This is a genomic window from Planosporangium thailandense (genome assembly GCF_011947195.1).
GTDB classification, from domain to species: domain Bacteria; phylum Actinomycetota; class Actinomycetes; order Mycobacteriales; family Micromonosporaceae; genus Planosporangium; species Planosporangium thailandense.
This window is the reverse complement of the sequence record NZ_JAATVY010000046.1, coordinates 1-12360: the sequence shown is the minus strand read 5'-3', so window position 1 is coordinate 12360 and position 12360 is coordinate 1. Positions and strand designations below refer to the sequence as shown.

Below are 12360 nucleotides of genomic sequence, written 5' to 3'. Positions count from 1 at the left end.
ATGCTCCGCCTTACACACTGTCCAGTCTCGCCTAGCGGCCGAGGGTCTGCCGGAGTCCGCCCCGCACGAGGGCGGCCCGAAGCCGCTCGGTGCACGCGGTCAGCTCCCGGACGGTTTCGGCGGCACGGGCCCGCGCCGCCGGGTTGCTCTGCCGCGCCAGCGGCGCCACAAGCTGCGTGAACAGCCCGATCTCCCGGTCGGCCGCCGCCCGGTAGGCGCGCAGGTGACGCGCCTCCAGCCCGTACTCGGCCAACTGCGCCGCCACGGTGGCCACCTCCAGCGCGTCCGCGTCGTAGCCGCCGCCGGGCCGCTCGCCGACCAGCCCGTACTGCTCGAGCGCGGCGAGAGTCTCCTCGGTCAGGCCGGCGCGGGTGAGCAGTTCGTCCCGGCGCAGCACCACGTCCGCCAGGTCGGTCGGCGGCTCGGGCAACTGGGTCGGCCCGACCGCGACCAGCGCCGGGCGCAGGCGGCTGCCGTCGCCGCCGCGCCCCTCGGAGCGCTCGACGGTCCCGGGCGACGCCGCGTCGGCTGCGGGCGCGCCCGTGTCGAGCGCGGCCAGCTGGTCGCGGATCACCCGCAGCGGCAGGTAATGGTCGCGCTGCGCGGTGAGGATGTACCGCAGCCGGGCCACGTCCTCCCAGCTGTACTTGCGGTAGCCGGCGGGGGTGCGCTGTGGCTGGACCAGGCCTTCGCTCTCGAGGAACCGGAGCTTGGAGATGGTGGTGTCGGGGAAGTCGACGCGTAGGTGGGCGAGGACCTCACCGATACTCATCAGCCTGCCGTGGCGCGCGGTCTCCGACGCGGCCGCCGACGCCCCGCTCACTCAACCTCCCCACCGTCGCCTGTCCTGCGACACCCGGCGAGGTCTGGGACGCCGCTGGGTGTCCTGACGAACACGAGCTCCGCCTGGCCCGCTACTCCTCCGCGCGGGGACCAGCGATGAACACCAAGCGGAACTTGCCGATCTGGACCTCGTCGCCGTTGCTGAGGGTAGCGGACTCCACCCTCTCCCGGTTGACATACGTGCCGTTGAGGCTGCCCACGTCGCGCACCGTGAACGTGCCGCCCTCGCGGTGGAACTCCGCGTGACGGCGCGACACGGTGACGTCGTCGAGGAAGATGTCACTGTCGGGGTGGCGTCCGCTGGTCGTCACGTCATGGTCGAGCAGGAAGCGGGCACCGGCGTTGGGACCGCGGCGTACCGCGAGCAGCGCCATCCCCGGCGGGAGCGAACCCGACATCCGACCCGGCGCGACATCCGCGTCGGGGCCGTCGATCGTCTCGTCAAGGCTGCCGAGGTTGAGCGTGGACGTGACGTCGAGCGGGGGGAACTCGTCGTCTGGGCGCGTCATCAGACCACCTCACGGGTTATTCAGTCGGGAGTCGGATGCGACGGGACGCGGCTGGAACGCTGCCCCGAAGCGGAGTTGCTGCGCTGTTCCCCCGGCCACTGACGTAGCCTCACCCGCGACCGTGGATTCACGGTCGACTGATCGAGCCTAGTCATGGCCGAAATGTGGGGTCAACTGGACGGGAGAATCCACGTCGAAATAAAGATCACTGTTCGGTGAGCCGGCGGTACGCCTCCGCGTCGAGCAAGCCGTCCAGGCTACCGGAGTCGGCCGGCTGGATGTCGACCAGCCAGCCCGCCCCGTACGGATCCGTGTTGATCACGTCGGGCGCGTCGGCGAGCTGGTCGTTACGGGCCGCCACGGTGCCCGCGACCGGCGCGTAGATCTCCGACACGCTCTTGGTCGACTCGATCTCGCCGAGCGAGTCGCCCGCGGCCACCTCCGTGCCCACCTCCGGCAGCTGCACGTAGACGATGTCGCCCAGCGCGTCCTGCGCGTAGTGGGTGATGCCGACGCGGACCACGTTCGATTGCGGCTGCACCCACTCGTGCTCGGTGGTGTATCGCAGGTCCTCAGGAATCACGTCGCGTCCCTCTGCCCAGCCGGCGGCTGCCGGTGCGTACGAATGGCTTTCAGGAGACCGGGCGCGCGTACCTGGGAGCGCTGACCTGATGCAGCGCAGTCACTCCGACCGTGCCCGATTCCTGAACGATCACGTTACCGCCGTGCTGGTGCACGGTGTCGACCACCCCACCGGGAATGTTGAGCGCGGTGTGCATAGTCTGCGGATCTCCGATGACGAGCAGGGTGTACGGGCCGGTCAACCGGGTGCCGTCGACGACCAGCGCGCCTCCGGAGTCGGCGAAGTAGGTCGAGGCCACGATTCGTACCGGCGTACCGGCGGCACCGCCGATCTGCATCGCCTCGGCGCCCGCGCCGCGCAGCTCCTCCACCGCGTCCAGCACCGTGCTGGCCGCGATCGGCTCGCTGCCGGCGACGAACTTCACCTCCAGGCCCGGACCGCGCGCGGGCAGCGTACCGGCGAGAATGCCCAGCTCGTCGGCGCGGCGGCGGGCCTCGGCCAGAGCCGTGGCCCGGTTCTGCGCGCCGGAGGTGAGCTGGCGCTGGCTCGCCTCGAGCGAGGCGATCTCCTGGCGGAGACGTTCGGACCGGGAGTCGAGGTCGGACAGCATGCGCACCAGATCCTCCGGCCGCGCCGTGGCCAGTTCGGGATCGGTGCCGTGGCTGCGTAACTGCACGACCAGCGCGAAGCCGAGCAGCCCGAGCAGCAGGCCGATGACCGCACCGGCCGACGAGAACCGCCGGCCAGGGCGGCGCGGCCCGCCGGTCGCAGCCGGCTCGTACTCGCCGCCGGGATCCTCGCCGCCTGCCTGCTCGCCCTCACCGGCGCCGGGAGCGCTCACCGCGATCGGTACGGTGACGGACTCCTCCACCCTCGGCTGCGCGGTGGCGGCGTCGGCGACGGCCGCGTCACCCGCCCGCAGGGGTACCGTCGGGGACTCGTCGATCCGGGGCGTGCCCTCCCCGGTCCCCGGTCCACGGTCGTCCGCGCTGCTCATCGTCACGCCCGGAACAGGTGCCGGCGGATGGCGGCGACGTTGCCGAAGATCCGCACACCCAGCACGACGACCACGCCCGTGGACAGCTGACCACCGACGCCCAGCTTGTCGCCCAGGTACACGATCAGGCCCGCCACCAGGACGTTCGACACGAAGGAGACGACGAACTGCTTGTCGTCGAAGATGCCGTCCAGCTTGGCCCTGACCCCGCCGAACACGGCGTCGAGCGCGGCGACGACGGCGATCGGCAGGTACGGCTGGAGCCCGATCGGCACCGTTGGCTCCAGCACGAGCCCGAGCACCACGCCGACGGCCAATGCGAGGACCGCGATCATCTTCTACCTCCCGACGCCGAGGGTACGGCTGGACTGGACGGCGGCGGCGACGACTGCGGCGGCTGGGCGTACCGCAGCTGGGGCTGGACGGCCGCCGGGAGCGTCAGGCCGGTGCGGCGCTCGACCGAGAACTGCATCTTGTAGGCGTCGACGTAGGCGTGGAACCGCTTGCCGGTCGACGAGCCGGAGAAGCGGTCCGCGAGGTCGCCCGGCCCGACGGCCTGCACCTCGTACGGCGCCATGATCGGACGGAAGTCGACCAGGATCGCGCTGCCGGCCGTCCTGATCGTCGAGGTCGCCGTGAGGCGCTCGCCGTTGATCGCGATGGCCTCCGCGTCGAGCTGCCACAGCTGGTTGGCGATGTCCTGGAGGTCGCGGTCGAAGACCCGCCCGGGGTTGGTGCCGGACGCCTTGCCGGTGACCGGGTCGATCGGCGCCGGCGCGTCCGACACCCGCACCACGACGCCGTCGCCCTGCACCCGGGCCAGCCCGGTCGCGGCCTCCAGGTTGCGCAGCCGCGCGCTCTCGGCGCCGTCGGCCAGGGCCGCGTCGCGTGCCCGTACCACCGCCTCGTGGAGCTGGTCGGCCTGCTTCTGCAGCGCGTCGGCGGCGGCGCGGCGGGCGCGGACATCGGTGATCAGACCGGCCTTCGCCTTCGTCGTCTGGGGCTGCGCCGCCGTGGCGTACCGGTAGGCGACGGCGAGCAGGAATCCGATCACCACGAGCGCGACCAGCCGGACGAGCCGCGCCGTCCGGCGCCGCCAGGCGGCCCGCTCCGGGGTGCCGGCGACGCGCCGGCGGGCGGCCTGCGCGTAGCCGGGATCGAGCGGCGCGCGGAACAGTTCGGTCAGGAAGTCGGCGGAGCGCGCCCGCGGTGGCGTACCGCCCGTCGGCGGCCCGGTCACGCGGGCACCGGTCCGTCGCCCCTGACCTCGTCACCCTCGGCGCTGTCGCGGGGGACGCCGGCGCCGCCCCCGGGTCGCCGCCGCGCGGCGCGGACGACGGCGATGAACTGGATGAGGTAGAGCACGCCCGCGGCCCAGTACAGCACGAGGCCCCACCAGGCCAGGCCCCAACCGGCCGGCCCGGCGACCGGCCGGGCGCCGGCGCTGGCGTGGGCCAGCAACAGCACCGGGAACGCGAAAAGCAGGATGAACGTCGCCGTCTTGCCGACGTAGTGGACCGGCAGCGGACCGTACCCGTACCGGCGCAGCACCGGGATCGTCGCGCCGACCACCACCTCGCGCAGCAGCAGCGCGGCGGTGAACGGCCACGGGATCACGCCGGTCGCGGTCAGCGCGATCAGGGTGGCGAAGATGTACAGCCGGTCGGCGAGCGGGTCGAGCAGCTCACCGAGGCGGCTGACCTGCTTCAGCCGCCGGGCCAGGTAGCCGTCGACCCAGTCGGTGGTACCCCCGAGCGCGAGCACGACGACGGCGGCGACCTGCTGGTGCGCCACGAGGATCAGGTACAGGAACAGCGGCACGCCGACCAGGCGGGCGAAGCTGATGATGTTGGGGACGGTCAGAATCCTTCCCGCGCCGGCCGGCGCGTCGACGCGTGTCGGATCCACGTGTGCCGCTCCCCTGGCCGGTCGGCTCGATGATCCCCTGGTCGGACCCTCGAGAACGGTTAGCAGGCTAGCAGGGTCGGGTCGCCTTCGATTGGATGGGCGCGCCCCTCCTCCCACAGGTTCCGGCATGTCACACCGGTGGCTTCAGGAGCGCTAGCTTCAGGACCGCTCACGCCAGCCCGCCAGCGCCTTGCCGGCCTGCTCCCGCCCGTACGCTATGCCGCGCCGGGCCCGGGTCGCGGCGAACTCGAGCAGTGAGCCCCGGGCGAAGTCGGGTTCGGCCGGCTCGATGACCAGCAGGGGCACGTACCGCTTCACCGTGGCGGCGGGCGCGGCCCGCACGAGCCGGTTGACGGTGCTGGCGTGGTGGAGGTCGGCGGCCAGCGCCGCGTGGGCGGCGTTGTCGACCAGCAGCGCGATCGCGGCGCCGAGGGAGTCCGGAGCGCCGACCGGGCGACCGGCCCGCGCGCCGCAGACGACGATGACGCGGTCCGGCTCGTACCGCATGACCGGCGCCAGCGGCGTGGCCGCCACGAGCCCGGCATCGAGGCGATCCACCCCGGGCTGCCCGCCCGGCCGGAACAGCAGCGGCACGGCGGCGCTGGCCAGCACGTGGTCGACGGTCAGCGCCACCCGCCGGAACCGGGGGTCACGGCGGCGGGCCGGCGGGAGCCGGGAGCAGAACCGCACGGCCGCGCCGGTGGTCTCGTCGACGGCGGACAGCACGACCGTCACGTCGCCGTCCGCGTCGATCGGGGCCGGGCCGAGATGCGTGGCCAGCGTCCTCCGGAGCGGCGCCGGGTCGAGCAGCCAGGTCCAGCCGACGGCGCCGAGCGCGTACTCGGCGACGTTGGTCGTCGGCCGCAGCAGTCGGCCGAGGTTGATCGCGCGCCACAGGTCCGTGCGGGGGTGGTACACATCGGTCCAGCCGATGCTGCACCACATCTTGGCCAGCGCCAGCCCGTCGAGCCCGGCGCCCACCGCGAACGCGTTGATGGCACCGGTCGACACGCCGGAGACGACGCGGGGCCGCTCGCCCGCCTCCTCCAGCGCCCAGAACACGCCCGCGCCGAAGTACGCCGCCGGCGCCCCGCTGCCGGACAGCACCAGCGCCGTGCCACCGGTCATGCCGGTCGTCCCGGTCGTCCCGGTCGTCCCGGTCGCCCCGCTCGTCCCGGTCGTTCCCGTGCCCGGACCCGGTGCCCCATCCGCCCCTCCGGGAGTGGTCAGCGCGCAGACCGGTGCGGCGAGCCCGCCGCGGCCTGGCGGCCCGACGGTGCCGGGGCCGCACGCGACGCCGGCCACCGGGTCGGGACGATGGGCGCCTTACCCCGGGTTCGCCGTCGGTTTCGTCAACCGCGCAATGGTGCACATACTGCCGCTTCAGCGCGCCGAGGCAGCAATATGTCACACATTGCGTGGACCTGGAAATTGATGGTGCCCGCTACCGTGGCGCCATGGCGGGTCGGGCACTGGTTCTGGGCGGAGGCGGGGTCACCGGGGTCGCATGGGAGCTGGGCGTGCTCGCCGGGCTCGCCTACGCCGGCATCGATCTCGCCGCCGCCGACGTCATCATCGGTACGTCCGCCGGCTCGGTCGTGGCGGCCCAGCTCACCTCCGGCACCGACCTGGAGAAGCTGTACGCCGCGCAGCTGCTCGGAGCCGGCGACGAGATCCCGGCACGCATCAGCGCGGCCACCATGCTGAAGTGGGTGCTTGCGTTCGCCGGGGGCCGGGACGCGCGGCAGGGCCGGGCCCGTGTCGGGCGGATGGCGCTCGCCGCGCGTACCGTGCCGGAGTCCGAGCGCCGCCGGGTCATCGCGGCGCGGCTGCCGGTCCACCAGTGGCCGGCGCGACGGCTGCTCATCACGGCGGTGGACGCCGCGACCGGCGAGTTCGCCGTCTTCGCCGCCGACAGCGGGGTGAGCCTGGTCGACGCGGTCGGCGCCAGCTGCGCGGTCCCCGGAGTGTGGCCTCCGGTGACCATCGACGGCCGGCGCTACATCGACGGCGGCGTACGGTCGGCGGCGAACGTCGACCTCGCCGACGGGTACGAACGGGTGGTCGTGCTGGCGCCGACGACCGGCGGCGCGGGCCCCGTCCCGCGCGTCGCCACCCAGGTCGCCCGGCTGACGGCGACGACCGCCGTGCGGAACGCCGCCGTGAAGACCGTGGTGGTCTCCCCCGACAAGCGGGCCAAACAGGCCATCGGCCGCAACGTCCTCGACCCGGCGCGGCGGGCGCCGGCCGCCCGGGCCGGACGCGAGCAGGCGGCGGCCGTCGCGACCGCGGTCGCCGACGTGTGGCACCTGTAGCGCCGTCACCGGGCCCGCGACAGGTCGGTACGGCCGGTTTTCTGCAGGTGCTCCCAGACCATCCGGACCGCCATCGATCCCTCGCCCACGGCCGACGCGACCCGCTTGATGGAGCCGTGGCGTACGTCGCCCGCGGCGAACACGCCGGGCTCGTTGGTCTCCAGCAGCAACGGCCGCTCGTCACCGGACCGGCTGGTGTCGCGCCCGGTCAGGATGAAGCCGTGGTTGTCCAGGGCGATCCGGTCGGCCAGCCACCCCGTGCACGGGGTGGCGCCGATGAAGACGAACAGGGCGCGGGCCGGCACGATGTGGTGGTCGCCCGTCCGCCTGTCCTCGACCAGGAGCGCTTCGAGCGCGTCGCGGCCCAGCAGTTCGTGTACCTCGGTGTGGAGGAAGACCTCCACGTTGGGTAGCCGCACGATCCGGTCGACGAGGTAGCGCGACATGTCCCGCCCGAGGTCGTCGTGGCGGACGATGAGCCGGATGGTCTCCGCGTACCGGGACAGGAACAGCACCGCCTGCCCGGCCGAGTTGCCCCCGCCGACGATCGCCACCGGGTCGCGGCGGCACATCAGCGCCTCGGCGGTCGTCGCCGCGTAGTACACGCTGGTCTTCTCGAACTCTTCCAGACGCGGCACGGACAGCTTGCGGTAGCGGGCGCCGGTGGCGATCAGGACGGTACGCGAGCACAGCTCCGAGCCGTCGGCGAACCGGATGAGGTGGCCCTCCTCGCGCGTCTCCAGTGATCGCGCCTCGGCCGGTACGCGGAAGGCCGCCCCGAACTTCTCCGCCTGCAGGACCGCCCGTTCGGCCAGCTCGCCGCCGGAGATGCCGGTGGGAAAGCCGAGGTAGTTCTCGATCTTCGATGATGTGCCCGCCTGTCCGCCGGTGGCGATCGCTTCGAACGCGATCGTCACCAGGCCCTCGGACGCGCCGTACACCGCGGCGGCCAGGCCGGCCGGGCCGGCGCCGACGACGGCGAGGTCGCAGGTCGCCTCGGTGAGCGAGGGCGTCGGCAGGCCCACCGCCCGCGCCAGTTCGGCGTTGGTGGGGTTGCGCATGACGGTCCCGCCGGGGCAGATGACCACCGGCGTCTGGTCGGGCGTCACGACCAACTGGCGCAGCAACTGCTCGGCCTGCGGATCGTTCTCCAGGTCGATCCAGCGGTACGGCAGCCGGTTGCGGGCGGCGAACTCCCGCAACCGGCGGGTGTCCGGCGAGAAGTGGGAGCCGATGATCCTTATCCCGGCGCCCAGCCCGATCAGGATGGAGCGCCGGATGAGATAGGCGCGCAGGATCAGGTCGCCGAGTGCCGGGTCGCTCGCGGCGGCCTCCCGCAGTCGGCGTACGGGCACCCGCAGCACCTCGCCCGCCTCGCGGACGACCGCGGTGAAGAACGCGGCCTGGCCGGTGAACAGGCTCAACTCGCCCAGGAAGCGCCGCGGGCCGTGCACGCTGATCAGCCGCTCCTCCGGTGTGCCGTGCCCCTCGACGTTCGCCACTTTGCCGTCGAGGACCACGAAGAAGTCGTACCCGTCCTCGCCCTCCCGGATGAGCACGTCGCCGCCCTGGGTGCGCTGGCGCCGGCCCCGGGGTTCGAGCGACCCGATCTGCGCCTCGCTCAGGCGGGGGTACGCTCCGTACCGGTCCGGGGTCTCGATCAGGCTGGACATCTCTCCCCCACGGTGGGTACGGGCAGCACTACCTACCCGGCAGACCGGTCGGTAACCGCGCCCCGCCGCGTCCCACCGCACCCACCGCGCCCCACCGCACCCACCGCACCCCGCCGCCGGTGGCGGCGGCTCACAGACGCCGGTACATGACGTGCAGCCCGACCGACCCGTGGACCGGATGATCGAACGCCTCCGGGATGGTGCCGACGACCTCGAAGCCGAGCGACCGCCACAGGGCGAGCGCCGGGTTCGTCTCGACGACGGCGTTGAACACCATCGCGCGGAAGCCGGCGCGCTTCGCCTCGTCGATGACGTACTCGGCGAGCCGCCGGCCGATGCCCCGACCGGCGCGGCCGGGGTCGACCATGAAACCGGCGTTGGCGACCCGGCTGGCCGGGCCGCCGTAGTTCGGCTTGAGGTACGCCGACGCGACCACCCGCCCACCGTCTTCGACCACGAACACGCGCGACGACGGCCCCATCCACAGCGCCCGGGCGGCGTCCGGGCCGGTCTCCGGGTCCCAGGTGTACGTCTGTCCAGCCGCGACGATCTCGTGCCAGAACGGCCAGATGAGCGGCCAGTCCGCAGCCGTGGCCTCCCTGATGACCATGGGCCGAGTCTGCCACGACCGGCAGGTCGCCCCTCGGCTCGGCCGGCGCCCGGCTGAAGCGGTTCGCGCCCGGCTGGAGCAGCATCGCGCCCGGCTGAAGTGGTTCGCGCCCGGCTGAAACGACTCGCGCCCGGCTACGGCAGCTTGGGCAGCAGGCCGGTCGGCAGCGGCAGCGGCCCCACACTCGGCGGAATGGTGGGAAGCGGCAGGCCCGGCGAGTTGCCCGTGCCGATGGGCGGGAGGATCTGGTTTCCCCCTGCGGTGGGCTTCGGCTGCGGCACTGCCGTGGTGGGCAGCGGGCCGGGGGTCGGCGCGCCCGTACCCGGGACCGGACCGCCGGTCGCTGCCGGCCCGGGCGCGGACGGTGCCGGGGCCGGGGCCGACGGGCTCGACGTGCCGGCCGGGAGCAGGTCCCGTACGGCCTTCGACGTGGCCCGCAGTCGGCTCGCCCGGTCGGGGTCCGACACCCGGGCGATCAGCGTGTCGGCCTGGGTGAGGAGCAGGCGCGCGTCGGCGACCCGCCCCTCGGTCGCGGCCTTGCGCGCCAGTGCGAGCGTGTGCTCGGCCTGGGCGCTGTCCGCCTGTTCCCGGTAGACGACCCTGGTGATCGGCCACAGCGGACTGCCGGGGGTGGCGTGGCCGGCGCCGACGACGAGGCCGCCACCGGCGGCGGCGAGGACGGCCGCGGCGACGCCGAGCACCCGCTGGGCGACGCGGCGCGAGCGGCCCGCGCCCCGTCGAGCGTGGGTCCCGGCAGTGGTGACGCCCGTGCCGGCGGAAGGGTCGGCCGCCGCGGCCGCGAGCAGGCGGGCCACCTCGGGGTCGGCCGCCGGGTCTCGCTCCACGGCGGAGTCATCGACGTCCGTGGTCAAGAGCTCTGCGTCGAGGTCGGCGCGCCAGGCCGCGAGCAGCGACGCGACCCGGTCGCCCGGGGGCGCCGGTGCACCGCTGCCCAGCGCGTCGAGCAGCAGCGTGTCGGCGGCGAACGCGGCCAGGTCGGCCGGCTGCTCGTCCGCGGTCGGCTGCTTATCTGTCATGCCGGCACCTCGTCAAGTGTGTCGCCGGCAAGCGTACGCAGCTGAGCCAAGGCCCGTGACTGGGCCATTCGTACCGCTGCGGCCGACATCCCGAGCACGCCGCCGACCTCCTCGGCCGGTAGACCGACGGCGACCCGCAGCACGACGATCTCCCGGTGGGTCGGGGAAAGCTGGCCCAGCAGCAGCGACAGCCGGCGGGCGTCGTCGGTCGTGACAGCCTGCTGCTCAGGTCCGGGCGCCGCGTCGGCCCGGTCGGGAACGGTCTCCACGGGAGCGAGCACGAGGTGCCGCATCGCCGCCCGTTGCGCATCGGCCACCTTGTTGGCCGCGATGCGGTAGACGAACGCGGAGAACGGGCGTCCCTCGTCCCGGAAGCGCGGTAACGCGCGCAGCATCGCCAGGCAGACCTCCTGTGCGACGTCGTCGGCGGTGGTGTACGCGCCGCCGACCCGGCCGAGATGGGCCCGGCAGTACCGCACGATGCCCGGGCGCAGGCGCGCGAGCAGCGCCGCCGTCGCGACCGGGTCGCTGCGGGCAGCCCGGCTGACAAGCTCGGCCTCTGACGCAGTCATATCGATCTGGTGGCGCCTCTCCCGTTACCGACGCGTACCTCGCACGTTAACCGGGTGATCGCCGATCACCTAATGGAGGATGGCCGATCGTCCGAAGGGACACATCTGTCCCATATTGAGCGGCAGTTCTGTCCCCTCGACCCTCGCCGGAGGTTTGGCTTGTTACGCCCCGGGGCCCCATTGCGATGTATTTACACACGAGTAACCCCGGGAGGAGCAGGTGGGCGTTGAGGTACGCGTCGAAGGCCTCACCAAGTCCTTCGGCGGTCGCCCGGTGTGGGCCGATGTCAGTTTTACCCTTCCGGCCGGCGAAATATCGGTGCTACTCGGCCCTTCGGGGACCGGTAAATCTGTCTTCTTGAAGACACTGGTCGGCCTGCTGAAGCCGGACCGCGGCTCGATCTGGATCGGCGACCGCGACCTGCCCCGCCTGTCCGAGCGCGCGCTCTACGAGGTACGCCGGCTGTTCGGCGTGCTGTTCCAGGACGGCGCGCTGTTCGGCTCGATGAACATCTACGACAACGTCGCGTTCCCCTTGCGTGAGCACACCCGCAAGTCGGAGTCGGAGATCCGCAGGATCGTGCACGAGAAGCTGGAGATGGCCGGTCTGATCGGCGCCGAGGACAAGCTGCCCGGCCAGATCTCGGGCGGCATGCGCAAGCGCGCCGGCCTCGCCCGGGCGCTCGTGCTCGACCCCGAGATCGTCCTCTTCGACGAGCCGGACTCCGGGCTCGACCCGGTCCGCACCGCCTACCTCAACCAGCTCATCATCGACCTCAACCAGCAGACCGACGCCACGTTCCTCATCGTCACGCACGACATCAACACCGCGCGTACGGTGCCCGACAACATCGGCCTGCTCTACCACGCCCACCTCGCCATGTTCGGACCGCGCGAGATGCTGCTGTCCAGTGAGGAGCCGGTGGTCCGCCAGTTCCTCAACGCGCAGCGGATCGGCCCGATCGGGATGGCCGAGGAGAAGGACGCCGACGAGCTGGAGGCCGAGGCCGCGTCCGGCGTACAGCTGCCGCCGCTGCCGCCGATCCCACCCCAGCTGCCGCCCTCCAACGGCCTGCCCCGCCGGGCCCAGCGTCCGGCCGGCCAGTGGTGTCGCGACAACGGCGTGATCCCCCCGCCCCTCCCGTCTCGCCCGACCCCCCCCCCCCCCCCCCCCCCCCCCCCCCCTCCCCCCCGCCCCCCCCCCCCCCGCCCCCCACGTCGCGTCCCTGCGCAGCGGCGCGGTGGTCGGCGTCGTCCCCGCCGCGCTCACGGCCGTCTCCCTGGCGCTGCGCCCCCCCGCCGCCGACGCCCTG

General features: G+C 73.2%; 14 protein-coding genes. 2 read left to right on the top strand and 12 right to left on the bottom strand.

The window, feature by feature from the left end; all coding sequences use genetic code 11:
- Positions 1 to 31: 31 nt before the first annotated feature.
- From ftsR to HC031_RS31055, 8 genes are all read right to left on the bottom strand, one after another.
- Positions 32 to 772, bottom strand: coding sequence for a transcriptional regulator FtsR (ftsR, locus tag HC031_RS31090; RefSeq protein ID WP_167929045.1), 741 nt, complete (start codon positions 770 to 772; stop codon positions 32 to 34).
- A 142-nt stretch (positions 773 to 914) separates the two neighbouring features.
- Positions 915 to 1352 carry an oxoglutarate dehydrogenase inhibitor Odhl gene (gene odhI / locus HC031_RS31085; protein WP_167929029.1) on the bottom strand — a complete coding sequence of 146 codons (438 nt, stop codon included), beginning with the start codon at positions 1350 to 1352 and terminating at the stop codon, positions 915 to 917.
- Between the two features lie 205 nt (positions 1353 to 1557).
- Entirely contained in the window at positions 1558 to 1935 is a 378-nt protein-coding gene (gene gcvH, locus HC031_RS31080) for a glycine cleavage system protein GcvH (protein WP_167929028.1), read from the bottom strand.
- A 49-nt stretch (positions 1936 to 1984) separates the two neighbouring features.
- Positions 1985 to 2932: a DUF881 domain-containing protein gene (locus HC031_RS31075; RefSeq protein ID WP_167929027.1), complete on the bottom strand. Its 948-nt coding sequence runs from the start codon at positions 2930 to 2932 to the stop codon at positions 1985 to 1987.
- A gap of 2 nt (positions 2933 to 2934) precedes the next feature.
- The gene (locus HC031_RS31070; RefSeq protein ID WP_167929026.1) at positions 2935 to 3267 is read right to left on the bottom strand and encodes a small basic family protein; all 333 of its coding nucleotides are present in this window, start codon (positions 3265 to 3267) and stop codon (positions 2935 to 2937) included.
- Positions 3264 to 4172, bottom strand: coding sequence for a DUF881 domain-containing protein (locus tag HC031_RS31065; protein WP_167929025.1), 909 nt, complete (start codon positions 4170 to 4172; stop codon positions 3264 to 3266). Before HC031_RS31065 ends, HC031_RS31070 begins: the two co-directional genes overlap by 4 nt.
- On the bottom strand, positions 4169 to 4840 hold the full coding sequence (gene clsA, locus HC031_RS31060) for a cardiolipin synthase ClsA (RefSeq protein WP_338090923.1): 672 nt from the start codon (positions 4838 to 4840) through the stop codon (positions 4169 to 4171). Before clsA ends, HC031_RS31065 begins: the two co-directional genes overlap by 4 nt.
- A gap of 159 nt (positions 4841 to 4999) precedes the next feature.
- Entirely contained in the window at positions 5000 to 5968 is a 969-nt protein-coding gene (locus HC031_RS31055) for a patatin-like phospholipase family protein (protein ID WP_167929023.1), read from the bottom strand.
- Between the two features lie 329 nt (positions 5969 to 6297).
- Here HC031_RS31055 and HC031_RS31050 point away from each other — a divergent pair, with 329 nt between their 5' ends.
- Positions 6298 to 7155 carry a patatin-like phospholipase family protein gene (locus HC031_RS31050; RefSeq protein WP_167929022.1) on the top strand — a complete coding sequence of 286 codons (858 nt, stop codon included), beginning with the start codon at positions 6298 to 6300 and terminating at the stop codon, positions 7153 to 7155.
- A gap of 5 nt (positions 7156 to 7160) precedes the next feature.
- Here HC031_RS31050 and HC031_RS31045 read toward each other — a convergent pair whose 3' ends face one another.
- The 4 genes from HC031_RS31045 to shbA all read right to left on the bottom strand — a co-directional run bounded on the left by HC031_RS31045 (position 7161) and on the right by shbA (position 11047).
- Positions 7161 to 8828: an FAD-dependent oxidoreductase gene (locus HC031_RS31045; RefSeq protein ID WP_167929021.1), complete on the bottom strand. Its 1668-nt coding sequence runs from the start codon at positions 8826 to 8828 to the stop codon at positions 7161 to 7163.
- A gap of 130 nt (positions 8829 to 8958) precedes the next feature.
- Positions 8959 to 9438: a GNAT family N-acetyltransferase gene (locus tag HC031_RS31040; RefSeq protein WP_167929020.1), complete on the bottom strand. Its 480-nt coding sequence runs from the start codon at positions 9436 to 9438 to the stop codon at positions 8959 to 8961.
- Positions 9439 to 9572: 134 nt separating this feature from the next.
- Positions 9573 to 10475 carry a hypothetical protein gene (locus tag HC031_RS31035; protein ID WP_167929019.1) on the bottom strand — a complete coding sequence of 301 codons (903 nt, stop codon included), beginning with the start codon at positions 10473 to 10475 and terminating at the stop codon, positions 9573 to 9575.
- Positions 10472 to 11047, bottom strand: coding sequence for an RNA polymerase sigma factor ShbA (gene shbA, locus HC031_RS31030; RefSeq protein ID WP_167929018.1), 576 nt, complete (start codon positions 11045 to 11047; stop codon positions 10472 to 10474). Before shbA ends, HC031_RS31035 begins: the two co-directional genes overlap by 4 nt.
- A 220-nt stretch (positions 11048 to 11267) precedes the next feature.
- On the opposite strand from shbA, the gene HC031_RS34660 reads away from it, so the two are divergent.
- A partial coding sequence (locus HC031_RS34660; protein ID WP_338090922.1) for an ABC transporter ATP-binding protein occupies positions 11268 to 12360 on the top strand: 1093 nt, incomplete at its 3' end.

Coding starts and splice junctions, on each gene's coding strand:
- HC031_RS31040 (WP_167929020.1), bottom strand. CDS start 9,438: ATGGTCATCAGGGAGGCCACGGCTGCGGACTGGCCGCTCATCTGGCCG.
- shbA (WP_167929018.1), bottom strand. CDS start 11,047: ATGACTGCGTCAGAGGCCGAGCTTGTCAGCCGGGCTGCCCGCAGCGAC.
- HC031_RS31075 (WP_167929027.1), bottom strand. CDS start 2,932: ATGAGCAGCGCGGACGACCGTGGACCGGGGACCGGGGAGGGCACGCCC.
- ftsR (WP_167929045.1), bottom strand. CDS start 772: ATGAGTATCGGTGAGGTCCTCGCCCACCTACGCGTCGACTTCCCCGAC.
- HC031_RS31070 (WP_167929026.1), bottom strand. CDS start 3,267: ATGATCGCGGTCCTCGCATTGGCCGTCGGCGTGGTGCTCGGGCTCGTG.
- HC031_RS31045 (WP_167929021.1), bottom strand. CDS start 8,828: ATGTCCAGCCTGATCGAGACCCCGGACCGGTACGGAGCGTACCCCCGC.
- odhI (WP_167929029.1), bottom strand. CDS start 1,352: ATGACGCGCCCAGACGACGAGTTCCCCCCGCTCGACGTCACGTCCACG.
- HC031_RS31050 (WP_167929022.1), top strand. CDS start 6,298: ATGGCGGGTCGGGCACTGGTTCTGGGCGGAGGCGGGGTCACCGGGGTC.
- HC031_RS31055 (WP_167929023.1), bottom strand. CDS start 5,968: ATGACCGGTGGCACGGCGCTGGTGCTGTCCGGCAGCGGGGCGCCGGCG.
- HC031_RS31035 (WP_167929019.1), bottom strand. CDS start 10,475: ATGACAGATAAGCAGCCGACCGCGGACGAGCAGCCGGCCGACCTGGCC.